Below are 22,878 nucleotides of genomic sequence, written 5' to 3' on the forward strand. Positions count from 1 at the left end.
CAGTGTCCTCAGGCGTCGGTCTTGGTGGTCTGCTCGGCGAGCGCCACGGCACGGAACATGGCGCGGCGCTTGTTCAGCGTCTCCTCCCATTCCAGTGCGGGGACCGAGTCGGCAACGATGCCGGCGCCAGCCTGCACGTGCAGTTGCCCATCCTTGATGACCGCCGTGCGGATCGCGATGGCGGTGTCCATGTTGCCGTTCCAGGCCAGGTAACCCACGGCACCGCCGTAGACGCCACGCTTGACCGGCTCGAGCTGGTCGATGATCTCCATTGCACGGATCTTCGGCGCACCCGACAGGGTGCCCGCCGGCAGGATCGCCCGCAGCGCATCCATCGCGGAGACGCCGTCCTTCAGCTGGCCGGTGACGTTGGAGACGATGTGCATCACGTTGGAGTAGCGCTCGATCACCATCTTCTCGGTGACCTTCACCGAACCGGTGGCGGACACGCGCCCCACGTCATTGCGGCCCAGGTCGATCAGCATCAGGTGCTCGGCCAGCTCCTTGGCGTCGGACAGCAGGTCCTCTTCCAAAGCCCGGTCGGCCTCCTCGGTGGCGCCACGGGGACGGGTGCCGGCAATGGGGCGCACGGTGACCAGGCCATCCTCGACCCGCACCAGCACCTCCGGCGAACTGCCCACCACATGGAAGTCGCCGAAGTTGAAGAAGTACATGTAGGGCGTCGGGTTGAAGCAGCGCAGCGCCCGGTAGAGGTCGATCGGCGCGGCCTCGAAGGGCACCGACATGCGCTGGGAGATCACCACCTGCATGCAGTCGCCCGCCAGGATGTATTCCTTGATCTCGCCCACTGCCCGCTCGTAGTCCTCGCGGGTGAAGCTGGAGCGGAAGTCGCTCTGCAACTCCACCGGCAGGCTCGGGTCGACACCCAGGCGCGGCACCACCGGCTGGCGGAGTGTCTGCCGCAGCGCATCGAGGCGGGCCTGGCCCTGCTCGAAAGCGTCTGGCTGGCTCGGGTCCACCAGCACGATGGCGTGCAGCTTGCCCGCCAGGTTGTCGAACACGATCACCGCATCCGACACCATCAGCAGGATGTCCGGCGTGCCCAGGGGGTCAGGGTTCGGGCAGTTGGCCAGGCGTTTCTCGACATAGCGCACGCAGTCGTAGCCGAAGTAGCCCACCAGGCCACCGTTGAAACGCGGTAGGCCGTCGATGGGCGCGACCTGGTAACGCTCCTTGAACGCCTCGACGAAGGCCAGCGGGTCTTCGCTGTCCACGGCCTCCACCACCTGGTCATCGACGCTGACGCTGACCTTCGCGCCATGGGCGCGCAGCACGGTGCGACTGGCCAGGCCGATGATGGAGTAGCGCCCCCACTTCTCGCCGCCCTGGACCGACTCCAGCAGGTAGGAGTACGGCGCATCGGCCAGCTTCAGGTAGAGGGAAAGAGGGGTGTCGAAGTCCGCCAGGGTTTCGAAGGCGAGCGGGATACGGTTGTAGCCTTGGGCGGCCAAACGCAGGAATTCATCGCGGGTCATGATCTGCCTCGTGGGGCGAGGAGCCCGGGTGGGCTCCTGGATAAAAGACGTCGGTGTGCAAGCGCGCCGGACCGGTCCGGCCAGAATGGAATCAGGCGCGCCAGCGCCAACGGGCCACGGCCTTGATGATTCGCATGGAGGCTCGTTCGAGCCAGAGCTTGCAGGGAACCAGCACGTTTCTATCTCTTCTATGAGGCAGATGATCTGGGGAGTCGGGCGACATTAGCGCAGCGCCGTGTGCGGCGCAACCGCCAGGCAGCAGCTCGCGCAGGTCGTCCACCACCAGTGCCGGCTCCTCCTCGTCGATGGGCCGACCGTGGTTGTAGCCGTAGCTCAGCGCCACGCACTTGACCCCCGCCGCCTTGGCGGCCAGCACGTCGTTGCGCGAGTCACCGATGAACAGCGCCTCGTTGCGACTGACGCCGGTCATGTGCATCACATGCAGCAACGCAGCCGGGTCCGGCTTCTGCTGGGGCAGGGTGTCGCCGGCGATGATCAACGGGAAGTAGCGCCCCAGCTTCATCTGGTCCAGCAACGGCGCCACGAAACGCTCGGGCTTGTTGGTGATCAGCGCCAGCTCGATCTTGCGCTTGCGCAACCACTTCAGGGTTTCCGCCACGCCCGGGTAGACCTCGGTCAGCGCATGGCTGTCGGCATAGGCCTCCAGGAAGATCTCCAGGGCCTTCTCCGCGTCCTCGTCATGCACGGCGCTGTGGTCGATGCCACCGGCCAGGGCCCGGCGCACCAGCACCCGCGCACCGTTGCCGACCCAGTCGCGCACGCGCTCGACACCGGCGGGCGGACGTCCGAGGCTGACCAGCATGCGGTCCACCGCGGCGGCCAGGTCCGGCACCGAGTCGATCAGGGTGCCGTCCAGGTCGAACATCACCAGACGCGGCAGGCGGCCGTCGAACAGCCGTTGCAGCGCGTTCATCAGGCCTGGGCCAGCTCGGCGCGCATGGCGGCGATGACTTCGGCGTAGTCCGGCGCATTGAAGATGGCCGAGCCGGCGACGAAGGTGTCGGCACCTGCGGCGGCGATCTCGCGGATGTTCTTCACGTTCACCCCACCGTCGATCTCCAGGCGGATGTCGCGGCCCGAGGCCTCGATCAGCGCACGGGCTTCGCGCAGCTTGTCCAGGGTGCCGGGGATGAACTTCTGCCCGCCGAAACCGGGGTTCACGCTCATCAGGAGGATCATATCCACCTTGTCCATCACGTACTTCAGGCTGTCCAGCGGAGTGGCCGGGTTGAACACCAGGCCGGACTTGCAGCCGCCGTCGCGGATCAGCTGCAGGGAGCGGTCGATGTGCTGGGTCGCTTCCGGGTGGAAGGTGATGTAGGTGGCGCCGGCTTCAATGAAGTCGCCGATGATGCGGTCCACCGGGGAGACCATCAGGTGCACGTCGATGGGCGCGGTGACGCCGTACTTGCGCAGCGCCGAACACACCATCGGGCCGATGGTCAGGTTGGGCACGTAGTGGTTGTCCATCACGTCGAAGTGGACGATGTCGGCGCCGGCAGCGAGCACCTTGTCCACATCCTCGCCCAGGCGTGCGAAATCGGCGGACAGGATCGACGGGGCGATGGCGAAGGGTTGCATGAGAGACCTCGGTGCAGAATCACGGTGGCGCGGATTGTAGCCGCATTCGTTTTTCACCGGTGACAATCGCGACATTCAGTCCTGAATGCGACAGACAGAGGAGCGAAGAATGGGTGCCTATACAACGGTGGCTGGCTGGATCGAACTGGATTACTCACTCACGACTGAAGAAATCGCAGGGTGTATTGAGACCACAGGGGAAGACGTTGCGAGACTGCTGAATGACGATCAGAAAGCGCTTTATCGAGGCGGCTGGATGATTCAACCCGAAGCGATCAACGGTTCTCGATTCGTGTTCTTTGGTGCGCCGATCAGAACGGCAGCCATTCCCTACATCCGATCCCAGGTGATGGCGCTTTCACGTTTGGTAGCGTGCGGCGATGACTACACCATCCACCCGAGCGGCCATTTTCTTCTGACCGAGGACGGCACTCACGGCATCCCGGATACGGAGTGGATCATCGAAGAGGGGCACATCAGCGACAGGCTGAAGTGAATGCGCGCCAGGGAGCGCGCATGAAGGCAGAGCCACGCCCTCGTCGCGAACGAGCACAACGAGGGGGCCACCCTATATGGAAGTCACTCCGGCATGGAGGTACGCATCTTCTCGCTGCGGCCGCGCAGCCACTCCAGGGTCAGCAGCAGCACCACCGAGAAGCCGATCAGCAGGGTTGCCGCCGCGGCGATGGTGGGGCTGAGGTTCTCGCGGATGCCGCTGAACATCTGCCGGGGCAGGGTCGCCTGCTCGGGGCCGGCGAGGAACAGGGTCACCACCACCTCGTCGAAGGACGTGGCGAAGGCGAACAGCGCCCCGGAGATCACACCCGGCGCGATCAGCGGCAGGGTGACGCGGAAGAACGTGGTCAGCGGCGGCGCACCCAGGCTGGCGGCGGCACGCACCAGGTTGTGGTTGAAGCCCTGCAAGGTGGCCGACACGGTGATGATCACGAAGGGCACACCCAGCACGGCGTGGACCATGATCAGCGACAGGTAGCTGTTGCCCAGGCCCATCGGCGCGAAGAACAGGTAGCTGGCGACACCGACGATCACCACCGGCACCACCATCGGCGAGATCAGCAGGCTCATCACCAGCGCCTTGCCGCGGAACTCGCCCCGGGTCAGGCCGATGGACGCCAGGGTGCCGAAGACCATCGCCAGCAGGGTCGCGGCGGGCGCCACGATCATGCTGTTGGTCAGCGAGCGCATCCACTCGGCCGAGCTGAAGAAGTCGGCGTACCAGCGCAGGGAGAACCCCTGCAGCGGGTACACCAGGAAGGTGCCGGAGTTGAACGACAACGGCACGATCACCAGCACCGGCAGGATCAGGAACAGCAGCACCAGGCCGCAGAGGATGCGCAGGGTGTAGAACCACAGGCGCTCGACCGGGGACATGTAAGGACTCAGCATTTCTTATCTCCTCAACCCAGGCGCAGGCGGCCGGCGCCCACCAGCCAGCTGTAGACGACGTAGAGCACCATGGTGGCCAGCAGCAGCATCCCGCCCAGGGCGGTGGCCATGCCCCAGTTGATGGTGGTGTTGGTGAAGAAGGCCACGAAGTAGCTCACCATCTGGTCGTTCGGGCTGCCCAGCAGCGCGGGGGTGATGTAGTAGCCGATGGACAGGATGAACACCAGCAGGCAGCCCGCGCCCACGCCGGCCACGGTCTGCGGGAAGTACACCCGCCAGAAGCTGGCGAACGGGTGGCAGCCCAGGGAGATCGCCGCCCGCATGTAGCTGGGGGAGATGCCCTTCATCACGCTGTAGATCGGCAGGATCATGAACGGCAGCATGATGTGCACCATCGCCACGTACACGCCGGTGCGGTTGAACACCAGCTGCAGCGGCTGGTCGATCAGGCCCAGCTTGAGCAGCGCGCCGTTGATCAGGCCGCCGGATTGCAGCAGCACGATCCACGCCGCCACGCGCACCAGGATCGAGGTCCAGAACGGCAGCAGCACCAGGATCATCAGCAGGTTGCTCTTGCGCGTCGGCAGCGTCGCCAGCAGGTAGGCCAGCGGGTAGGCCAGCGCCAGGCAGATCAGGGTGATCACAGCGCCCATCCAGAAGGTGCGGGCGAAGATGTCCAGGTAGATGGCCTGGTCCGGCGTGGCCGGGGCCACCTCGCCGAGGTCGTCGATGCGGTGGTCGACGGCCGCCAGCAGGTAATAGGGGGTCAGGTTCGAGGCGTTGCGGCGAATGGCCTGCCAGTAGGCCGGGTCGCCCCAGCGCTCGTCGAGCCCTTCCATGGCGTCCTTGTAGGAGCCCGGTTCGCTCTTGAACGGCAGCGCACGCGCGGTCTTGGCCATCAGGCTGCGGTAGCCGGCCAGCTCCATGTTCAGGCGCTTGGACAGGTCACCGATGGTCTGGTTCTTGCGCGCATCGGCCAGGTCCAGGGCCAGGGCCTTGTAGACCGGCTCGGCGGGCAGGGCCTTGCCGTCCCAGGTGCCGATGGCTTCCACGGTACGCGGCAGGGCAGACACCACCTCGGGGTTGCTCACGCTCTTGTAGAGCAGCGCGCCGATGGGCACCAGGAAGGTCAGCAGAAGGAACAGCAGCAAGGGCAGGATCAGCGCCTGGGACTTCAGGCGGTTGACCCGTTCGGCACGCGCAAGGCGCTGCTTCAGGGTCGGGCCGGTGACGACAGTGGCCATGGCGAACTCCGGTGGATCTCTGGGTACTCCCCTCCCCCGCGAGGAGGAGGGGATGTGCTGGGTGGCCGGTTACTTGGCGGCCCAGGAGTTGAAGCGCTGCTCCAGCTGCTCGCCGTAGTCAGCCCAGAAGGTGACGCTCATGGCGACCTGGTCCTTGATGTTCTCCGGAGTGGTCGGCATGTCCTTGAGCAGCGCCTTGTCCAGCAGCGGCACCGCCTGGGTGTTGGCCGGGCCGTAGGCGATGTTCTCGGAGTAGATCTTCTGCTGCTCGGGCTTGACCGAGAAGGCGATGAATTTCAGCGCAGCATCCTTGTCCTTGGCCCCCTTCGGGATGGCCCAGGCGTCGAAGTCGTAGATGCCACCGGCCCAGACGATCTTCAGGTTGCTTTCCTTCTGCACGGCAGCGATGCGGCCGTTGTAGGCGGAGCTCATGACCACGTCACCGGAGGCCAGGAACTGCGGCGGCTGGGCGCCGGCTTCCCACCACTGGATGCTGGGCTTGATCTGGTCCAGCTTCTTGAAGGCGCGGTCCTGGCCTTCCTTGGTGGCCAGCACGGTGTAGACGTCCTTGGGCGCGACGCCGTCGGCCATCAGGGCGAATTCCAGGGTGTACTTGGCACCCTTGCGCAGGCCGCGCTTGCCCGGGAACTTGCTGGTGTCCCAGAAATCGGCCCAGCCGGTGGGGGCGGTCTTCAGCTTGTCGGCGTTGTAGGCCAGCACGGTGGACCAGACGAAGAAGCCGACGCCGCAGGGCTGGATGGCCCCCGGGACGAAGTCTTCCGCCTTGCCGAACTGGGCCGGGTCCAGCTCCTCGAACAGCCCCTCGTCGCAACCACGGGCCAGCTCGGGGGACTCCACTTCCACCAGGTTCCAGGACACGCTGCCGGTGTCGACCATGGCCTTCACCTTGGCCATCTCGCCGTTGTACTCGCCGGCGATGATCTTGTTGCTGGTGGATGCCTGGAAGGGTTCGTAGAACGCCTTCACCTGGGCATTCTTGTTAGCGCCGCCGAAGGACACGACGGTCAGGTCGGCTGCCATGGCCTGTGCGGCGCATGCCAGCCCCAACGCAAGGGCAGTGAGCTTCAAGGATTTGGACATTGTTGTTCTCTCCATAGTGCAAGTGCAGGGTTGGGGTTAAGCCTCGGGCGGGCGTCAGTCGTCCACCGCCACCGGGTCCAGCGCGCGGACATGCTCCACATGCCAGCCAAGCGGCACCACGTCGCCGACGGACAGGGACGGGTCCAGCTCGGCAATGGGCTGCTTGACGAAGAAATCGGAATGACCGCAGACCTCCAGGCGAATGCGCACGTGGTCGCCCAGGTAGATGAACTCTTCCACACGGCCGGAGAAGCGGTTGGCGCAGGACTCGCTGGCACTGTTCAGGCGCACGCGCTCGGGGCGCACCGACAAGGTCACCGGCTCACCGGGCTGGCCGACCTTGACCGCCAGGGCCTGGACCTTCTCGCCGCGCGGCAGCACCACCACGCACTGGTCGCCGTCACGGCTGAGCAGCTGGCCGTTGATGCGGTTGTTCTCGCCGATGAAGTTGGCCACGAAGGTGTTGCAGGGGAACTCGTACAGCTCGCGCGGCGGGGCGATCTGCTGGATCTCGCCCTGGTGGAACACGGCCACGCGGTCGGACATGGTCAGCGCTTCGCCCTGGTCGTGGGTCACGTACACCACGGTCACGCCCAGGCGCTGGTGGATGTGCTTGATCTCCATCTGCATGTGCTCGCGCAGCTGCTTGTCGAGCGCGCCCAGCGGCTCGTCCATCAGCACCAGCTGCGGTTCGAACACCAGCGCACGGGCCAGGGCCACGCGCTGCTGCTGGCCGCCGGAGAGCTGGGCCGGGTAGCGGTTGCGGAAGCTGTCGAGCTGGACCATGGACAGCGCACGCTTCACGCGCTCGCTGATGTCGGTCTTGTTCATGCCGCGCACGGTGAGCGGGAAGGCCAGGTTCTCGGCCACCGTCATGTGCGGGAACAGGGCGTAGTTCTGGAACACCATGCCGATGTCGCGCTTGTGCGGCGGCACGTTGTTGATGGAGCGCCCAGCCAGGAGGATCTCGCCATTGGTCGGGGTCTCGAACCCGGCGAGCATCATCAGGCTGGTGGTCTTGCCGGAGCCGGAGGGGCCCAGCAGGGTCAGGAATTCGCCTTTGCGAATGTCCAGGTTGAGGTCTTTGACGATGAGGGATTCGCCGTCGTAGCTCTTCTGCACGCCACGGAAGCTGACCAGTACATCGTTCGCCGGAATCGAGGCCATCACCGCACCTTTTTGATTTTTGTTTATGCCGTGCCGAGAGACTAGAGAAGCCGGCAGGCCACGCAAATCGGGCGCTATGAGACTTTGCTATAAGGGGCGCGGAGGATCGCTTGTAGGGATCGCCCTACAATCCTGAGCGATTAGATCGGGCATTCACAGGTCGGAAGCGGCCCCCTCCCTTCCCGGCAAAAGCCGCTTCAGAGCAGCTTGTGTTCCACCGCGTACTTCACCAGGTCCGCCACCGAATGCACCGCCATCTTCTGCATCAGGCGGGCCTTGTGGGTACTCACCGTCTTGCTGCTGACGGCCAGGTGCTGGGCGATCTCGTTCACCCCTTCGCCCCGCACCAGGCGCTCGAATACCGAGAACTCCCGCTCCGAGAGCAGCGCGTGGGGCGGCCGCGAATCGGTCAGGCCGACTTCGAACACCATGCGGTCGGCCAGGTCCGGGTCGATGTAGCGCCCGCCGGACGCCACCTTGCGGATCGCCGTGAGCAACAGCGCCGGGTCACTGTCCTTGGTGGCATAGCCGGCGGCGCCGATCTTCAGCGCTCGCGCGGCCATCTGCGCCTCGTCGTGCATGGACAGCACCAGCACCGCCGGCGGGTTGCTCAGTGCGCGGATGCGCGGGATCGCCTCGAGGCCGTTGACCCCGGGCATGGAGATGTCCAGCAGCACCACCTCGCAGGGCGTGTGCCGCAGGGTTTCGAGCAGTTGCTCGCCATTGCTCGCCTCGCCGGCCACGCAGAGGTCCTTGGCCAGGCCGATGAGCTGCTTGATGCCCTCGCGGACGATGGTGTGGTCTTCGGCCACCAGTACTCGGATCACGCGGTCGTCTCCTTCTCCAGGGGAATACGCACCTCCAGGGTGCTGCCTTCGCCCGGCTGGCTGTGGATGGACAGGCTGCCGCCCAGCATCAGCACGCGCTCACGCATGCCCACCAGGCCAAACGATGCCCCCGGACGGCAGGCATCGGGGTCGAAGCCGATGCCGTCGTCGCTGATGGAAAGCCGCAGCCAGCCGCCTTCCGGGGCCAGCTCCAGCTCGACACTCTGCGCGCGGGCGTGGCGCAGCACGTTGGTCAGTGCTTCCTGCAGGATGCGGAACAGCCCGATGGCCTTGGCATCGGACAGCGCCGGCGGCGCCTCGGGCACCGTCACCAGGCAGGGGATGCCGCTGCGCGCCTCGAAGCGCCGGGCCTGCCACTCGATGGCCGAGCCGATGCCAGCGTCGAGGATCGGCGGGCGCAGCGCCGTGGCCACGTCGCGCACCAGCTGGAAGAGCTGGGCGATCAGGCGCTTCATGCTGTTCAGGCGCTCGCCCAGGCCGGCATCGCTGCCACCGTAGGCCAGCTCGCACATGGAGGTTTCCAGCTTGAGCACGGTGAGCACCTGGCCGAGTTCGTCATGCACCTCGCGGGCGATACGGGCCTTCTCTTCCTCCCGCACGCTCTCCAGATGCGCCGACAGGTCGCGCAATTGCGCCCGCGAAGCGGCCAGCTCCAGTTCGATGCGCTTGTTGGCGGTGATGTCCCAGACCACGCCGTCCCACACCGCGCGGCCATCCTCGAAGATCCGCGCGCTGGCCTTGATGTCGGCCCAGCGCTGCTCACCATCGCGGGTGAGGATGCGGCCCTGCCAGTGCCAGTCGCGGTCCTCCGCCAGGGCGGCCATCTGGCTGGCCCAGTAGCCGGACTCGTCATCCGGGTGGACCAGCCCGCGAATGCCGCGCCCGGTGTTCAGCAACTCCTCGGCGCTGTAGCCCACCAGCGCCTCGCTGCCGGCGCCGATGAAGGCGAACGCCGCATGGGCGCTGCCACTGGGCCGCTCCAGGCGGAACACCAGCCCGGGCACGTTGGAGGCGATGCCCTTGAGCCGCGCCTCGCTCTCCTCCAGCGCCTCGTGGGCACGGCGGCGTTCGGTGATGTCGGTGAGGAATACCACCAGGTATTCGGAGGTGCCGAAGCGCAGGAAGCTCAGCGATACGTCCATCGGCACCAGGCGCCCATCCTCGCGCTGGCACAGGGTCTCGATGTTCTGCGCGCTCTCATTGCTGTTGCGCGCACGGCGCCAGAGGTTGAGCCAGCGGTCCATCGTGAGATTCGGCTGCAGGGCCGACAGGGGACGATCCACCAGGGCGCCCGGCGCATAGCCGAGCATCTGCTCCACTGCCCGGTTGGCGTAGCGCACATGGCTGTCCCAGTTGACCCAGAGGATGCCCACGGTGCTGTGGTCGATGGAGAACTGCGTCAGCCGCAGCGCTTCCTCCGCCGCCTCCCGCAGCTGGATCGCATGGCGAGCCTCCAGCAGGCGCTTCTCCAGCGCACGCTGCTGCCGCCGCAACCAATAGATGATGGCGCCCGCACTGGCCAGCAACAGGCCGAACAGCAGGCAGAGGTTCTGCCAGAAACCCGGGGACTCGCTGGCGCGGGGGTAGCGCGCCTGCAGCCAGTGCTCGTGCAGCTGGTCCAGGTCCTTCGGCGGGATCGCCCGCAGGGCGACATCCACCAGGGTCGACAGCTCCGGCCAGTCGCGCCGGGTGGCGACCCGCAGCAACTGCGGGAAGCCGATGTCCGCCACCACGGCCAGGCCGGTGAACTCCTGCTCGCGGGACAGGCGGCTGAGCTGCGCCTCGTCGATCACGGCGTAGCGCACCTGCTGTTCCAGCACCGCGCGCAACGCCTGGCGTTCGCTGGTCACCGCCTGCAACGCCAGGCCGGAATAGGTGGCCCGCAGGTAGTCGGCCACCGGGCTCGGTGAGCGCAGCGCCACCGGTTCGTTCGCGCCGAGCTGTTCGATGTCCACCGCGCCGGTGGTGGTGGCGCGCTCCCCCACCATCAGCTGCGGCACCCGCATGTAGGGGTCGGAGAACAGCCACAGGCGCAGGCCGGCGGGGGTCTGGATCAGGCCGGGGGCGATGTCCACCTGCCCGTTGCGCAGGGCGTGCTCCAGTTCGCCCATTTCATTGAAGCTGCGCCAGACCAGGTGCACGCCGAGTTCGGCGGCCAGGCGCTCCATCAACTCGACATTGAGGCCGGACAGCTGCTGCAGGCGGCGGTCCAGTTGCGCATAGGGGGCTTGCAGCACGATGCCGGCGCGCAGCTCATTGTGATTTTCGAGCCAGGCGCGCTGGCCGTCATCGAGGGACAAGCTCGGCGACGGCTGCGCCAGGGACAGCCCCGGCAGCAGGCAGGCGAACAGGATGGACAGGCACAACGAGCGAATCATGCGACGGGACACCACGACGACCCGGGATCGGGGCGGACATACCTTACTCCAGCGCCGCCCCTGGAGGCGAAGGCAGGCCTGACAAAAAAACAGCCAGCCTATAGGCTTCCGCCTGTTGCCCCACCCGGACGCCCGCCATGCCCCGCCGCACGCTCGCCCTTGCGACCCTCGCCCTGGCCCTGCTCTGCACCGCCGCCCAGGCTGAAGACCCACCCGCCGAGAAAGGCGACGCCGCTCCGGCCGATGGCACCGGGCAGCCGGCCGAAAAGCCGGTGGAGCGCGCGCCACTCGACGAGCGTAGCCAGGAGGATGCCAAGGCCCTGGAGCAACGCCTGCCCCAGGCTGAACAGCAGCAACTGACAGCGGGCAGCGAGCCGTTCCTCGCCCTGTGGCAACCGGCCAACGTCGGCACGCCCAACGGGGTGGTGATCCTGATTCCCGGCGATGGCGAAACTGCGGACTGGCCCCGGGCGATTGCCCCCCTGCGCACCAAGCTGCCGGACGTGGGCTGGCACACCCTGAGCCTCACCCTGCCCGACCCGGCCGGCGATGAGCCGCCACCGCGGCCGGCGGATACCCCGCCGCCAGCGGCCAGCGAAGGCGGGACGCCTGCGGAGCCGCCGAAGTCCGAAAGCGCCGACCCGGCCAATCCGCCCCCCCCGCCGGAGCAGGCCAGCACGGCGGAGCCCAGCACCGACCCGGCGCCGCCACAGCCGACGGCCGAGGAGCGACGCAAGACCCAGACCGAGCGCATCTCCGCCCGCATCCAGGCGGCCATCGGCTTTGCCCGCCAACAACAGGCCACCACCATCGTCCTGTTGGGACACGGCAGTGGCGCCTGGTGGGCGGCGCGCTTTCTGACCGATACGCCGTCCAGCGGCGTCGAGAATCTGGTGATGGTGGCGGCCGAAGTGCCCGCCGGCTACGAGCCTCCGCTGGAGGAGCTGGCCCCGCGCCTGCCCCAGGCCGTGGGCGACCTCTATTACCAGCAGGCGCCCACCGCTGCCGCTTCGGCGCTGAAGCGCTTGCAGGCGAGCAAGCGGGTCAAGCACCTGGACTACGTGCAGGTGCCGCTGGCGGACTGGTCCGCCAGCCAGGATGCCAAGCAGGAGCAACTGGTACGGCGCGTGCGCGGTTGGCTGGACAGCCACCTGAAAGGCGCTGCGCCAAAGCGCCCCGCAAGTAGCGGCGCCACGGCCCCCACGCCACCGGCAGCGCCGGCGACGCCGAGCATCTGATCAGCGGAAGCCGTGGCGCTCGCGGATGAGGTTGTAGGCGCTGTGCAGCTCGCGGGTCCGCTCGGTGGCCTCGCGCACCCGCTGCGGGGTGGCACCCGCGCCGGCGAGCTTGTCGGGGTGGTGCTGGCTGATCAGGCGCCGGTAGGCACGCTTGATGACCGCAGGCTCGCTGTCGGCGCCCACGCCCAGTAGCGCCAGCGCCTCCTGATAGGCCCCGCCCCGCTGCACGGGTGCCCCACTGGGCTTGTCGAAGCCGACGCTGAGCGATTCCACTTCGTTCGCCGGCCAGTCCAGCCATTGCCCCCATTGCAGGATCAGCTCCCGCTCCTGGCGAGCGATGCGCCCATCGGCCGCCGCCATCTGCCAGCACGCACGCAGCAGCGCTTCGCCTGCCGCACGCTGGTGGCGCAAGCGGCGCAGGGGCCGGCGCAGGTCGCCCTCGCCGTTCTTGCCCCGGGTGAAGGCTTCGATGGCACGGCGCTGGGCCGCGTCGTCCAAGCCGAGGCGACGCATCTCGGCACGGGCTTGCTGGATATGCACCTCGAGAACCCGCCCCCCACTCTTGGCCAGGCGACCGAGGAGGCGGAACAGCAGCTCATGCTCGTCACGGCGGCGTACCCATTGGAGCAGGCGTGACCAGGAGTTGAGCTTGAAGCGTCGGTCCGCCACCTGGCCCAGCAGGCCGCCGAGCAAGGCACCGGGGATGCTGGCGATGAGCATGCCGGCGACGGCGCCCAGCAGGGTCATGGGCCAGAACATCTCAGCGCTCCGCCTCGACCAGGCGCTCGACCTCGGCCAGCCGCTCCAGGGTGCCGACATCCACCCAGTGGCCCGGGTGATGTTCACCGCTCACCTGAGCGTGCCCCATGGCGTCGCGCAACAACGGTGCGAGCTTGAAGGCACCGGGCTGGCAACCTTCGAACAGGCGCGGGTCGAGCACGGCGATGCCGCTGTAGGTCAGCCCCGGCTCACCGGGCACGCCATCGCTGACGCGCCCTTGGTGGAGCTGGAAGTCGCCACCCGGGTGATGGGCCGGGTTGTCCACCAGGACCAAGTGGGCCAGGCCATCGAGCGGTGCACGCAGACGGGCGAAGTCGTAGTCGGTCCAGATGTCGCCGTTGACCACGAGGAAGGGCTCGTCGCCCAGGAGCGGCAGCGCCCGATGGATGCCGCCGCCAGTTTCCAGCGGCTCGTCCTCGGGGGAGTAGCGGATGCGCAGGCCGAACCGCGCGCCGTCGCCAAGGTGGTCTTCGATCTGCTGGCCGAGCCAGGCGTGGTTGATCACCACGTCGACGAACCCGGCTGCAGCCAGCGCCTTGAGGTGGTACTCGATCAGCGGAACACCGGCCGCACGGACCAGGGGTTTGGGCGTGTGCAGGGTGAGCGGCCGCATGCGCTCGCCCTTGCCGGCGGCGAGGATCATCGCCTTCATGCGGGCACCGCCGCATGACGGGGCAGGCTGGCCAGCAGCTCGGCCAGGGGCGCGAGCTCGGGCCGGCGCGCCAGCACGGCTTCTATATAGGAGAAGAAGCGCGGGACATCGCCCAGGTAGCGGGGCTTGCCGTCACGGTGGCAGATGCGGGCGAAGATGCCGATGACCTTGAGGTGGCGCTGCACGCCCATCAGGTCGCTGGCGCGGAGGAAGTCATCGAGCTGCGGCTGCACCGGGATGCCGGCCTCGCGGGCAAAGTTCCAGTAGCGCTCCAGCCAACCGCGCACCCGCGCTTCGGGCCAACTGAGGAAGGCATCCTTGAACAGGCTGGTGACGTCGTAGGTGACCGGGCCGTAGACCGCGTCCTGGAAATCCAGCACGCCGGGGTTGGGCGTGCTGAGCATGAGGTTGCGCGGCATGTAGTCGCGGTGCACCAGCACACGGGGCTGCGCCAGTGCGCTGTCGACCAGCAGGTCGCAGGCCTTCGACCAGAGCGCCTGCTGGGTAGCGTCCAGGGTCACTTCGAGGTGGCGCTGCAGGTACCAGTCGGGGAACAGCTGCAGTTCGCGACGCAGCAGGGCGTCGTCGTAGCAGGGCATCGGCACGTCGAGGCTGCGGCGTTGCAGGGCGATCAGGGCCTGGAGGGCATCCTCGAACAGGGCATCAGCATTGTCGGCGTCGATCACGTCCAGGTAGGTCTGGCGCCCCAGGTCGTCCAGCAGCAGGAAGCCCTGTTCAAGGTCGGCCGCGAGGATGCGCGGCACATGCAGGCCTGCCTCGGCCAGCATACCGGCGACCTTGACGAAGGGGCCGCAGTCTTCCTGGGGCGGCGGGGCATCCATCACGATCAGCGTGCGGGCCTCGCCCTGCCAGCGGAAATAACGACGGAAGCTGGCGTCGCTGCTGGCCGGAGCCAGGCTCGCCGCGGGCACTTCGCCCCAGCCCTCACGCTGGAAAAGAACGGGGAGCTGCTGCTCCAGCCAAACGCTAAGTTGTTGAAGCCGTACATCTTGGTGGGGCATCGAGAGGTCTCCGACGGCGCTAGCCGTTGCGCGGGTCATGCTTTATTATCCAGCATCTTTTTCAGCCCATCGAGAGGCGTGCGGCCCCCCGCGGGCCGATGGCGCGCAGGAAGCCCGGACTAACAAGATGGCAGTAAAATCTCCCGCGTTTCGTAAAAAATTCCCCTTGCTGGTCACCGGCGGTCTGCTGGCCCTGCAACCTGTAGCCACTCCATTCGTTGTCGCCGCTGACCAGTTTGACTGCCAGGCGTCCACCACGGGCGGCTGGGCCTGCACCCCCAAGGCTTCCGCGTCGAACCTCCCGCCCCGGCCGATACACAGCGAGAGCGCCGTCAGCTCCACCGTGGGTGTCGCCAGTGCACAGGCAGGCAGCAACGGCCAGGTAGCCAGCGGCGAAGAAGCCAAGCCGACGCTGGTCACCGAATCCGGTGGTCGTGCCCTGGCTTCCCGCAGTGCCGACTACAGCCACCTCGACTGGGTCCCGCGTGAAAAGCTTACCGCCGCACAACTGGCCGAGACCGGCCCGTACTGCGCAGGCGCCTACATCGAGCCGACCCGCCCGGGCATGAACGACAAGACGCCCAAGGCGGATGCGCCCACCTACATTTCTGCCAAGGCCTCGCGCTACGAGCAGGAGCAGCAGGTGGCCACCCTCGCCGGTGACGTGGTGATGCGCCAGGGCAGCATGCAGGTCGAGGCCGATGAGGCCAACCTGCGCCAGGCCGAGAACCGCGGCGAGCTGGTGGGCAATGTCCGCCTGCGTGACAACGGTGCACTGGTAGTAGGCGACCGGGCCGAGCTGCAACTGGACAACGGCGAGGCGAAGATCGACAACGCCGAGTATGTCCTGCACAAGTCACACGTACGCGGCAGCGCTCTCTACGCCAAGCGCCAGGACGACGCCATCATCCGCCTGAAGGACGGCACCTACACCCGCTGCGAGCCGGGTGACAACGCCTGGAACCTGAAGGGCAACAACATCAAGCTGAACCCGGCCACCGGTTTCGGCACCGCGACCAACGTCACCCTGCGGGTCAAGGATGTACCGGTGTTCTACACCCCCTACATCTACTTCCCGATCGACGACCGTCGCCAGTCCGGTTTCCTCCCGCCGAGCATCGGCAGTGGCAGCGATACCGGTTTCACCCTGCTGACGCCCTACTACTTCAACCTCGCCCCCAACTACGACGCGACGCTGTACCCGCGTTACATGGCCAAGCGCGGTTTGATGATGGGCGGCGAATTCCGCTACCTCACCCAGAGCAGCGAAGGCCAGGTCAGTGGCGCCTACCTGAACGACGAGAACGACGACCGCAAGCTGCAGTCGGAGTATAAGGACAAGCGCTGGCTCTACAGCTGGCAACACACCGGCGGCCTGAACTCCCGTCTGCTGGCCGAGGTGGACTACACCGACATCAGCGACCCCTACTACTTCCAGGACCTGCCTACTGACTTTGATGTAGAACGTAACACCTACGTCAACCAGCGCGGCACCCTGACCTGGCGCGGCGACAGCTACACCGCGCGCCTCAATGCCCACGCCTATGAAATGGCAACCGTTACCGACATCACCCCGTACAATCGCCTGCCCCAGCTCACCCTGGATGGCACGTTGCCGGTGGATGCGGGCGGCCTGAAGTTCGACTACTCGACCGAGTTCGTGCGCTTCGAACGCAGCCTGCGCAACGGCAACTTCATCGACGAGAACGGCCAGGCCACTCCGTGGAACGACACGCGTATCCAGGGCCTGGCACGCGCCGACGGCAACCGTATCCATGTCGAGCCGGGTGTCAGCCTGCCACTGGACTGGAGCTACGGCTTCCTGAAGCCCTCGGTGAAATACCTCTACACCCAGTACGACATCGACCTGGATAGCCAAGGCAAGTCGACACTGCTCGACGGGCAGACCTTCAAGAGCAGCCAGGACCGCACCGTACCGATCTTCAGCGTGGACAGCGGCCTGTACTTCGACCGCAACACCACCCTGTTCGGCAACAACTATCGCCAGACCTTGGAACCGCGCCTGTTCTACCTCTACGTACCCGAAGAGAAGCAGGACAACATTCCGGTCTTCGACACAGGCGAAAGCAGCTTCAACTACGCATCGCTGTTCCGCGAGAACCGCTTCACTGGACGTGACCGCATCGGTGATGCCAACCAGGTCTCCCTGGGCGTGACCAACCGCTGGATCCAGCCGAACGGCTTCGAACGCCAGCGATTCAGCATCGGCCAGGCCTTCTACTTCGAAGACCGCAAGGTCCAGCTGCCCGGTATCGACTACCGCCTGCGCAACTCCGCCCAGGCCAGCAGCTCGCCCTACGCGATGGAATACCTGTATCGCTTCAACCGCGACTGGCGCCTGAGTTCCGAGTACAACTGGGATCCTGACGCTGGCCAGACCCGCTCCGGCAACCTGATGTTCCACTACCAGCCGGAAGACGAAGTCAACAAGGTGGTCAACTTCGGTTATCGCTACCGTAATGACGCCGTGGTCTACAACCAGACTACTGGCCAGTGGCAGGAAGGTGGCGACTACGTAGACCCAGTCACCCGCAACGTGATCAAGGACTACTACAAGATCCAGCAGCACGACGCCTCGGTCATCTGGCCCATCGTGCCGCAGTGGGCCGCCATTGCACGCTGGCAGTACGACTACAACCGCAACCGCACGCTGGAAGCCTTCGGGGGCTTCGAGTACGACAGCTGCTGCTGGAAGCTGCGCCTCATCAACCGCTACTGGGTCAGCTACGACGAAACCACCCTGTCGCCCGACCTGAACGAAAAAGCCGACCGTGGCATCTTCCTGCAGATCGTCCTGAAGGGCCTCGGCGGGATCATGGGCAACAAGGTTGAAAGTTTCCTCGACACCGGCATCCAAGGTTACCGTGAACGTGAAGACCAAGCTTTCTGATTGTCTGCGCCCGCTGATGCTGGGCGCCCTGCTCCTCGGGACCGGTGCGCAGGCCGAGGTTCAGACCCTCGACCGCGTAGTGGCGATCGTCGACAACGACGTAGTCATGCAGAGCCAGCTGGACCAGCGCGTCCACGAGGTCCAGCAGACCATTTCCAAGCGCGGCGCAGCGCTCCCCCCGGAGCACGTCCTGCAGCAACAGGTACTCGAGCGCCTGATCATCGAGAACATCCAGCTGCAGATCGGCGACCGCTCCGGTATCCGCATCACCGATGAGGAGCTGAACCAGGCCATCGAATCCATCGCCCAGCGCAATGGCATGAGCGTGGATCAGTTCCGTTCGGCACTGGCCCGTGATGGCCTGTCCTACCAGGACGCCCGCGACCAGGTCCGTCGCGAGATGGTCATCAGCCGTGTGCGCCAACGCCGCGTGGCCGAGCGCATCCAGGTCACCGACCAGGAAGTGCAGAACTTCCTGGCCTCCGACCTGGGCAAGCTGCAGCTGTCTGAAGAGTTCCACCTGGCCAACATCCTGATCCCGGTTCCGGACGGCTCGTCCCCGGACACCATCCAGGCTGCCGAGCGCCAGGCCCGCGACCTCTACCAGCAACTGCGCCAGGGCGCCGACTTCGCCCAGTTGGCGATCTCCCGCTCTGCCGGTGAAACCGCCTTGGAAGGCGGCGAGATCGGCTGGCGCAAGGCTGCCCAGCTGCCCCCGCCCTTCGATGCCATGATCAGCGCCCTGTCACCGGGCGAGGTCACCGAGCCGGTACGCACGCCGAGCGGCTTCATGATCCTCAAGCTGCTGGACAAACGCGGTGGCAGCAGCCAGGTTCGCGATGAAGTGCATGTGCGTCACATCCTGCTCAAGCCCAGCGAAATCCGCAGCGAAGCCGACACCAAGCGGCTGGCCGAGCGCCTCTACGAGCGCATCCAATCCGGGGAAGACTTTGCCGAACTGGCGAAGAACTTCTCCGAGGACCCGGGTTCAGCCCTCAACGGCGGCGACCTCAACTGGATCGACCCCAACGCCCTGGTGCCCGAGTTCCGCGAAGTGATGGAAAACACCCCGGCCGGCAAGCTCTCCCGTCCGTTCAAGAGCCCCTACGGCTGGCACGTGCTCGAAGTACTCGGCCGCCGCGCCACCGACAGCAGCGACCAGATGCGCGAGCAGCAGGCCATCAACGTCCTGCGCAACCGCAAGTACGACGAAGAGCTGCAAGCCTGGCTGCGTCAGATCCGCGACGAAGCCTACGTCGAAACCAAGCTCTGACCCGCTTCACCGGCGGGGACTCGCCAGCGCTAGAATAAGCGCCCGAGTTCCCCGCCGGAGCCCTCCTGATGCCCCCCCTGCGTTTTGCCCTCACCCCCGGTGAGCCTGCCGGTATCGGTCCCGACCTTTGCCTGCTCCTTTCTCGCGAAGCCCAACCCCATCCGCTGATTGCCATCGCCAGCCGGCAACTGCTTGAGCAGCGCGCCCGCACCTTGGGCGTCGATATCAATCTCATCGAGGTCACAGCCGAGCGATTACCCACCGCCCCCGCTGCCGCGGGAGCGCTCTACGTCTGGGATACGCCCTTGGGGGCAGAAGCAACGGCCGGCCAGCTCGACACCGCCAACGCGGCCTATGTCCTGCAGACGCTCACCCGCGCCGGCCAGGGCTGCCTGGATGGATTGTTCGACGGCATGATCACCGCCCCGGTGCACAAGGGCGTGATCAACGACGCCGGCATCGCCTTCTCCGGCCATACCGAATTCCTCGCCGACCTCACCCGCACCCAGCAGGTGGTGATGATGCTGGCGACCCGGGGGCTGCGCGTCGCCCTGGTCACCACTCACCTGCCGCTGAAGGATGTCGCCGCCGCCATCACGACGGAGCGCCTGGAACGGGTCACGCGCATCCTCCACGCCGACCTGGTGGACAAGTTCGGCCTGAGCCGGCCGCGCATCCTCGTCTGCGGCCTCAACCCCCACGCAGGGGAAGGCGGCCACCTGGGACGGGAAGAGATCGAGGTGATCGAGCCCTGCCTGCAGCACCTGCGCGCCGAGGGCATGGACCTGGTCGGCCCGCTGCCGGCCGACACCCTGTTCACCCCCAAGCACCTGGAGCACTGCGACGCAGTCCTGGCCATGTACCACGACCAGGGCTTGCCCGTGCTCAAGTACAAAGGCTTCGGCGCCGCCGTGAATGTCACCCTGGGCCTGCCGATCATCCGCACCTCGGTGGACCATGGCACCGCCCTGGACCTTGCCGGCACTGGCCGCATCGACGGCGGCAGCCTGCAGGTGGCGCTGGAGACCGCCTACCAGATGGCCACCAGCCGCCAACGCACCGCTTGATGCCAACCAGCCGCTGCCCGGATTGCCACCGGGCAGCGGCGAGCAGCACCTCAGCGCCGCTTTTGCCTTAAACTACGCGACCTCGTTTTTTCGCTTTGTGCTCTTGCTTGATGCTTGCAGCTTGAAGCCTGGAGCCGCCTCTCTATGTCCGAATACCAACACCGCGCCCGCAAACGCTTTGGCCAGAACTTCCTGCACGACGCCGGCGTCATCCACCGCATCCTGCGTGCGATCCACGCCAAGCCTGGCGAGCACCTGCTGGAGATCGGCCCCGGCCAGGGCGCGCTGACCGAAGGCCTGCTGGGCAGTGGCGCGCAACTGGACGTCATCGAACTGGACCTGGACCTGATCCCCATCCTCAACGCCAAGTTCGGCGCCGAGCCACGCTTTCGCCTGAACCAGGGCGATGCCCTGAAGTTCGACTTCAACCAGTTGGGCGCCGAGCCCCGCTCCCTGCGAGTCGTGGGCAACCTGCCGTACAACATTTCCACCCCGCTGATCTTCCACCTGCTGGACAACGCGCCGCTGATCCGTGACATGCACTTCATGCTGCAGAAGGAAGTGGTGGAGCGACTGGCGGCCGAACCCGGCGGTGGCGACTGGGGCCGCCTGTCGATCATGGTCCAGTACCACTGCCGCGTGGAGCACCTGTTCAACGTCGGCCCGGGCGCCTTCAACCCGCCGCCGAAGGTGGACTCCGCCATCGTCCGCCTGGTCCCCCACGAGACCCTGCCGCATCCGGCCAAGGATCACCGCCTGCTGGAACGCATCGTTCGCGAAGCCTTCAACCAGCGCCGCAAGACCTTGCGCAACACCCTGAAGGCCCTGCTGGACGCCGAATCCATCGAAGCCGCCGGCGTGGATGGCAGCCTGCGACCCGAGCAACTGGACCTGGCCGCGTTCGTCCGTCTGGCCGACCAGCTTGCCGCCAGGACAGGCACCGCCTGAGCTCCTAGACTTTTTTCATTGCGCGAGAGAGCCCACCCAGTGTCCGAACCCCGCTACCAGATCGACGTCAGCGTCACCACCCGCTACCTGCCTGAGCAGTCGCAGCCGGACGACAGCCGCTACGCCTTCTCCTACACCATCACCATCGCCAACAGCGGCGATGTGGCCGCCCGACTGATCTCCCGTCACTGGGTCATCACCGATGGCGACGGCCAAGTGCAGGAAGTGCGCGGAGCCGGCGTGGTGGGGCAGCAGCCGCTGATCGAGCCGGGCGCGCAGCACGTCTACACCAGCGGTACGGTCATGACCACCCGCGTGGGCGCCATGCAGGGCAGTTATCAGATGCTGGCCGAGGATGGCCACCACTTCGACGCCCCCATCGCCCCCTTCCGCCTGGCCGTACCCGGCGCACTGCACTGAGGCCCGCCATGACGACCTATGCCGTTGGCGATCTGCAGGGCTGCCTGGATCCCCTGAAGTGCCTGCTCGACCGGGTCGCCTTCGATCCGGCCCGGGACCGCCTCTGGCTGGTGGGCGATCTGGTCAACCGCGGCCCGAAGTCCCTGGAGACCCTGCGCTTCCTGTTTGCCATGCGCGACTCGGTCACCTGCGTGCTCGGCAACCACGACCTGCACCTGCTGGCCGTGGCTCACAATGTCGAGCGGCTGAAGAAGTCCGACACCCTGCGGGAAATCATCGAAGCTCCCGACGCCGGGGACCTACTGGACTGGCTGCGCCGGCAGAAGCTCGTCCACTACGACGAGGCCCGCGACATCGCCATGGTGCACGCCGGCATTCCCCCCATGTGGACGCTGGCCAAGGCGCTCAAGCGCGCCGCCGAAGTGGAGGAGGCGCTGCTCGATGACGCGCGCCTGCCGCTGTTCCTCGAGGGCATGTACGGCAATGATCCCGCCTGCTGGGACAGCGACCTGCACGGCATCACCCGCTTGCGGGTGATCACCAACTACTTCACCCGCATGCGCTTCTGCAAGGCAGACGGCACCCTCGACCTCAAGAGCAAGGAGGGCGCGGACACCGCACCGCCCGGCTATCGCCCCTGGTTCGCCCACCCGTCCCGCAAGACCCGTGGGCAGAAGATCATCTTCGGCCACTGGGCAGCCCTCGAGGGCAAATGCAATGAACCCGGCCTGCATGCCCTCGACACCGGCTGTGTCTGGGGCGGCACCATGACCCTGCTGAACATCGACAACGGCCAGCGCATCAGCTGTGACTGCAAGGAGCCCCGACATGAGTGAATTCCAGCGAATCCCGCCGGAGCGGGCCCAGACCCTGCGCGAACAAGGCGCCGTGGTGGTCGACATCCGTGATCCGCAGAGCTTCGCGCAGGGCCACATCAGCGGCTCGCGCCACCTGGACAACTACTCCCTGGCCGACTTCATCGCCCAGGCCGACCTCGACGCCCCGCTGATCGTCGCCTGCTACCACGGCAACTCCAGCCAGGGAGCCGCCGCCTACCTGGTGGGACAGGGCTTCTCCGAGGTCTACAGCCTCGACGGTGGCTTCGAGCTGTGGCGCGCCACCTACCCAACCCACGTAGCACAAGGCGGCGAAGAGTAAAAAAACTGCGGATGGCGCAAACCCGCGCCATCCGTAGCCTTGCGCACCTTCCTGACGAACGGCAACACGCTGTTATCACTCCGTCATCCTTGACCTCGCCGATTCCGAACTACTCTTAGGGCAGGCCATCCAAAAAGGAGAGCCGGCACACCGGTTCCGGGCCATC

The 22,878-nt window shown here is 66.4% G+C and carries 21 protein-coding genes; 9 read left to right on the plus strand and 12 right to left on the minus strand.

What is annotated here, in order from left to right:
* Positions 1-8: 8 nt before the first annotated feature.
* The 3 genes from trpE to rpe all read right to left on the minus strand — a co-directional run bounded on the left by trpE (position 9) and on the right by rpe (position 3,098).
* Positions 9-1,496: an anthranilate synthase component I gene (trpE, locus tag FBY21_RS17300; RefSeq protein ID WP_142012535.1), complete on the minus strand. Its 1,488-nt coding sequence runs from the start codon at positions 1,494-1,496 to the stop codon at positions 9-11.
* 91 nt (positions 1,497-1,587) lie between these two features.
* Positions 1,588-2,430 (minus strand): phosphoglycolate phosphatase, encoded by an 843-nt coding sequence (locus FBY21_RS17305; RefSeq protein ID WP_044405707.1) that lies wholly within the window; start codon positions 2,428-2,430, stop codon positions 1,588-1,590.
* Positions 2,430-3,098 (minus strand): ribulose-phosphate 3-epimerase, encoded by a 669-nt coding sequence (gene rpe, locus FBY21_RS17310; RefSeq protein ID WP_044405705.1) that lies wholly within the window; start codon positions 3,096-3,098, stop codon positions 2,430-2,432. Before rpe ends, FBY21_RS17305 begins: the two co-directional genes overlap by 1 nt.
* Before the next feature lie 109 nt (positions 3,099-3,207).
* Between rpe and FBY21_RS17315 the strand changes: the two genes are divergently transcribed.
* Entirely contained in the window at positions 3,208-3,594 is a 387-nt protein-coding gene (locus FBY21_RS17315) for a hypothetical protein (RefSeq protein ID WP_044405703.1), read from the plus strand.
* Positions 3,595-3,677: 83 nt separating this feature from the next.
* On the opposite strand, the gene FBY21_RS17320 is transcribed toward FBY21_RS17315, so the two are convergent.
* From FBY21_RS17320 to FBY21_RS17345, 6 genes are all read right to left on the minus strand, one after another.
* Positions 3,678-4,505: an ABC transporter permease gene (locus FBY21_RS17320; protein ID WP_044405701.1), complete on the minus strand. Its 828-nt coding sequence runs from the start codon at positions 4,503-4,505 to the stop codon at positions 3,678-3,680.
* An 11-nt stretch (positions 4,506-4,516) separates the two neighbouring features.
* The gene (locus FBY21_RS17325) at positions 4,517-5,749 is read right to left on the minus strand and encodes an ABC transporter permease (protein ID WP_074967494.1); all 1,233 of its coding nucleotides are present in this window, start codon (positions 5,747-5,749) and stop codon (positions 4,517-4,519) included.
* Between the two features lie 69 nt (positions 5,750-5,818).
* Complete coding sequence (locus tag FBY21_RS17330; RefSeq protein ID WP_044405698.1) at positions 5,819-6,850, minus strand: ABC transporter substrate-binding protein; 1,032 nt, start codon at positions 6,848-6,850, stop codon at positions 5,819-5,821.
* A gap of 54 nt (positions 6,851-6,904) precedes the next feature.
* A complete protein-coding gene (locus FBY21_RS17335) occupies positions 6,905-8,017 on the minus strand; it encodes an ABC transporter ATP-binding protein (RefSeq protein WP_044405697.1) in 1,113 nt (370 codons plus the stop codon).
* A gap of 197 nt (positions 8,018-8,214) precedes the next feature.
* A complete protein-coding gene (locus tag FBY21_RS17340) occupies positions 8,215-8,844 on the minus strand; it encodes a response regulator transcription factor (protein WP_044405695.1) in 630 nt (209 codons plus the stop codon).
* On the minus strand, positions 8,841-11,243 hold the full coding sequence (locus FBY21_RS17345; RefSeq protein WP_142012537.1) for a PAS domain S-box protein: 2,403 nt from the start codon (positions 11,241-11,243) through the stop codon (positions 8,841-8,843). Before FBY21_RS17345 ends, FBY21_RS17340 begins: the two co-directional genes overlap by 4 nt.
* Positions 11,244-11,380: 137 nt before the next feature.
* Between FBY21_RS17345 and FBY21_RS17350 the strand changes: the two genes are divergently transcribed.
* Positions 11,381-12,481, plus strand: a complete 1,101-nt coding sequence (locus tag FBY21_RS17350) for an alpha/beta hydrolase family protein (protein WP_142012538.1) — start codon at positions 11,381-11,383, stop codon at positions 12,479-12,481.
* Here the strand turns inward: FBY21_RS17350 and FBY21_RS17355 are convergent, their stop codons facing one another.
* From FBY21_RS17355 to FBY21_RS17365, 3 genes are read right to left on the minus strand one after another with little or no spacing between them, the layout of a single operon-like run.
* Complete coding sequence (locus FBY21_RS17355) at positions 12,482-13,240, minus strand: TerB family tellurite resistance protein (RefSeq protein ID WP_142012540.1); 759 nt, start codon at positions 13,238-13,240, stop codon at positions 12,482-12,484. It lies immediately after the preceding gene.
* A 1-nt stretch (position 13,241) separates the two neighbouring features.
* On the minus strand, positions 13,242-13,913 hold the full coding sequence (murU, locus tag FBY21_RS17360) for an N-acetylmuramate alpha-1-phosphate uridylyltransferase MurU (protein ID WP_142012543.1): 672 nt from the start codon (positions 13,911-13,913) through the stop codon (positions 13,242-13,244).
* Entirely contained in the window at positions 13,910-14,935 is a 1,026-nt protein-coding gene (locus tag FBY21_RS17365; RefSeq protein ID WP_142012545.1) for an aminoglycoside phosphotransferase family protein, read from the minus strand. The genes murU and FBY21_RS17365 overlap by 4 nt, the downstream gene beginning before the upstream one ends.
* Positions 14,936-15,062: 127 nt before the next feature.
* On the opposite strand from FBY21_RS17365, the gene FBY21_RS17370 reads away from it, so the two are divergent.
* The 7 genes from FBY21_RS17370 (at position 15,063) to glpE (ending at position 22,712) form a co-directional block, all read left to right on the plus strand.
* A complete protein-coding gene (locus tag FBY21_RS17370; protein ID WP_142012547.1) occupies positions 15,063-17,846 on the plus strand; it encodes an LPS-assembly protein LptD in 2,784 nt (927 codons plus the stop codon).
* Positions 17,827-19,119, plus strand: coding sequence for a peptidylprolyl isomerase SurA (gene surA / locus FBY21_RS17375; RefSeq protein ID WP_160479485.1), 1,293 nt, complete (start codon positions 17,827-17,829; stop codon positions 19,117-19,119). Before FBY21_RS17370 ends, surA begins: the two co-directional genes overlap by 20 nt.
* Before the next feature lie 68 nt (positions 19,120-19,187).
* Positions 19,188-20,186, plus strand: a complete 999-nt coding sequence (pdxA, locus tag FBY21_RS17380) for a 4-hydroxythreonine-4-phosphate dehydrogenase PdxA (RefSeq protein WP_142012550.1) — start codon at positions 19,188-19,190, stop codon at positions 20,184-20,186.
* A 144-nt stretch (positions 20,187-20,330) separates the two neighbouring features.
* Positions 20,331-21,134, plus strand: a complete 804-nt coding sequence (gene rsmA / locus FBY21_RS17385; RefSeq protein WP_142012552.1) for a 16S rRNA (adenine(1518)-N(6)/adenine(1519)-N(6))-dimethyltransferase RsmA — start codon at positions 20,331-20,333, stop codon at positions 21,132-21,134.
* Between the two features lie 39 nt (positions 21,135-21,173).
* Positions 21,174-21,554, plus strand: coding sequence for a Co2+/Mg2+ efflux protein ApaG (gene apaG, locus FBY21_RS17390; RefSeq protein WP_044405679.1), 381 nt, complete (start codon positions 21,174-21,176; stop codon positions 21,552-21,554).
* A gap of 8 nt (positions 21,555-21,562) precedes the next feature.
* Positions 21,563-22,390: a symmetrical bis(5'-nucleosyl)-tetraphosphatase gene (locus FBY21_RS17395; RefSeq protein WP_044405678.1), complete on the plus strand. Its 828-nt coding sequence runs from the start codon at positions 21,563-21,565 to the stop codon at positions 22,388-22,390.
* Positions 22,383-22,712 (plus strand): thiosulfate sulfurtransferase GlpE, encoded by a 330-nt coding sequence (gene glpE / locus FBY21_RS17400; RefSeq protein WP_142012554.1) that lies wholly within the window; start codon positions 22,383-22,385, stop codon positions 22,710-22,712. Before FBY21_RS17395 ends, glpE begins: the two co-directional genes overlap by 8 nt.
* The last annotated feature ends 166 nt before the right edge of the window (positions 22,713-22,878 follow it).

The sequence above is a fragment of the Pseudomonas sp. SLBN-26 genome (genome assembly GCF_006715895.1).
Classification (GTDB): domain Bacteria; phylum Pseudomonadota; class Gammaproteobacteria; order Pseudomonadales; family Pseudomonadaceae; genus Metapseudomonas; species Metapseudomonas otitidis.

What these genes read in the sequence shown, in the direction of transcription:
- FBY21_RS17315 (WP_044405703.1), top strand. Translation starts at nt 3,208, where the DNA reads ATGGGTGCCTATACAACGGTGGCTGGCTGGATCGAACTGGATTACTCA.
- rsmA (WP_142012552.1), top strand. Translation starts at nt 20,331, where the DNA reads ATGTCCGAATACCAACACCGCGCCCGCAAACGCTTTGGCCAGAACTTC.
- FBY21_RS17330 (WP_044405698.1), bottom strand. Translation starts at nt 6,850, where the DNA reads ATGTCCAAATCCTTGAAGCTCACTGCCCTTGCGTTGGGGCTGGCATGC.
- FBY21_RS17305 (WP_044405707.1), bottom strand. Translation starts at nt 2,430, where the DNA reads ATGAACGCGCTGCAACGGCTGTTCGACGGCCGCCTGCCGCGTCTGGTG.
- rpe (WP_044405705.1), bottom strand. Translation starts at nt 3,098, where the DNA reads ATGCAACCCTTCGCCATCGCCCCGTCGATCCTGTCCGCCGATTTCGCA.
- FBY21_RS17370 (WP_142012547.1), top strand. Translation starts at nt 15,063, where the DNA reads ATGGCAGTAAAATCTCCCGCGTTTCGTAAAAAATTCCCCTTGCTGGTC.
- murU (WP_142012543.1), bottom strand. Translation starts at nt 13,913, where the DNA reads ATGAAGGCGATGATCCTCGCCGCCGGCAAGGGCGAGCGCATGCGGCCG.
- glpE (WP_142012554.1), top strand. Translation starts at nt 22,383, where the DNA reads ATGAGTGAATTCCAGCGAATCCCGCCGGAGCGGGCCCAGACCCTGCGC.
- FBY21_RS17350 (WP_142012538.1), top strand. Translation starts at nt 11,381, where the DNA reads ATGCCCCGCCGCACGCTCGCCCTTGCGACCCTCGCCCTGGCCCTGCTC.
- FBY21_RS17320 (WP_044405701.1), bottom strand. Translation starts at nt 4,505, where the DNA reads ATGCTGAGTCCTTACATGTCCCCGGTCGAGCGCCTGTGGTTCTACACC.
- FBY21_RS17325 (WP_074967494.1), bottom strand. Translation starts at nt 5,749, where the DNA reads ATGGCCACTGTCGTCACCGGCCCGACCCTGAAGCAGCGCCTTGCGCGT.
- pdxA (WP_142012550.1), top strand. Translation starts at nt 19,188, where the DNA reads ATGCCCCCCCTGCGTTTTGCCCTCACCCCCGGTGAGCCTGCCGGTATC.
- trpE (WP_142012535.1), bottom strand. Translation starts at nt 1,496, where the DNA reads ATGACCCGCGATGAATTCCTGCGTTTGGCCGCCCAAGGCTACAACCGT.
- FBY21_RS17355 (WP_142012540.1), bottom strand. Translation starts at nt 13,240, where the DNA reads ATGTTCTGGCCCATGACCCTGCTGGGCGCCGTCGCCGGCATGCTCATC.
- FBY21_RS17335 (WP_044405697.1), bottom strand. Translation starts at nt 8,017, where the DNA reads ATGGCCTCGATTCCGGCGAACGATGTACTGGTCAGCTTCCGTGGCGTG.
- FBY21_RS17395 (WP_044405678.1), top strand. Translation starts at nt 21,563, where the DNA reads ATGACGACCTATGCCGTTGGCGATCTGCAGGGCTGCCTGGATCCCCTG.
- FBY21_RS17345 (WP_142012537.1), bottom strand. Translation starts at nt 11,243, where the DNA reads ATGATTCGCTCGTTGTGCCTGTCCATCCTGTTCGCCTGCCTGCTGCCG.
- FBY21_RS17365 (WP_142012545.1), bottom strand. Translation starts at nt 14,935, where the DNA reads ATGCCCCACCAAGATGTACGGCTTCAACAACTTAGCGTTTGGCTGGAG.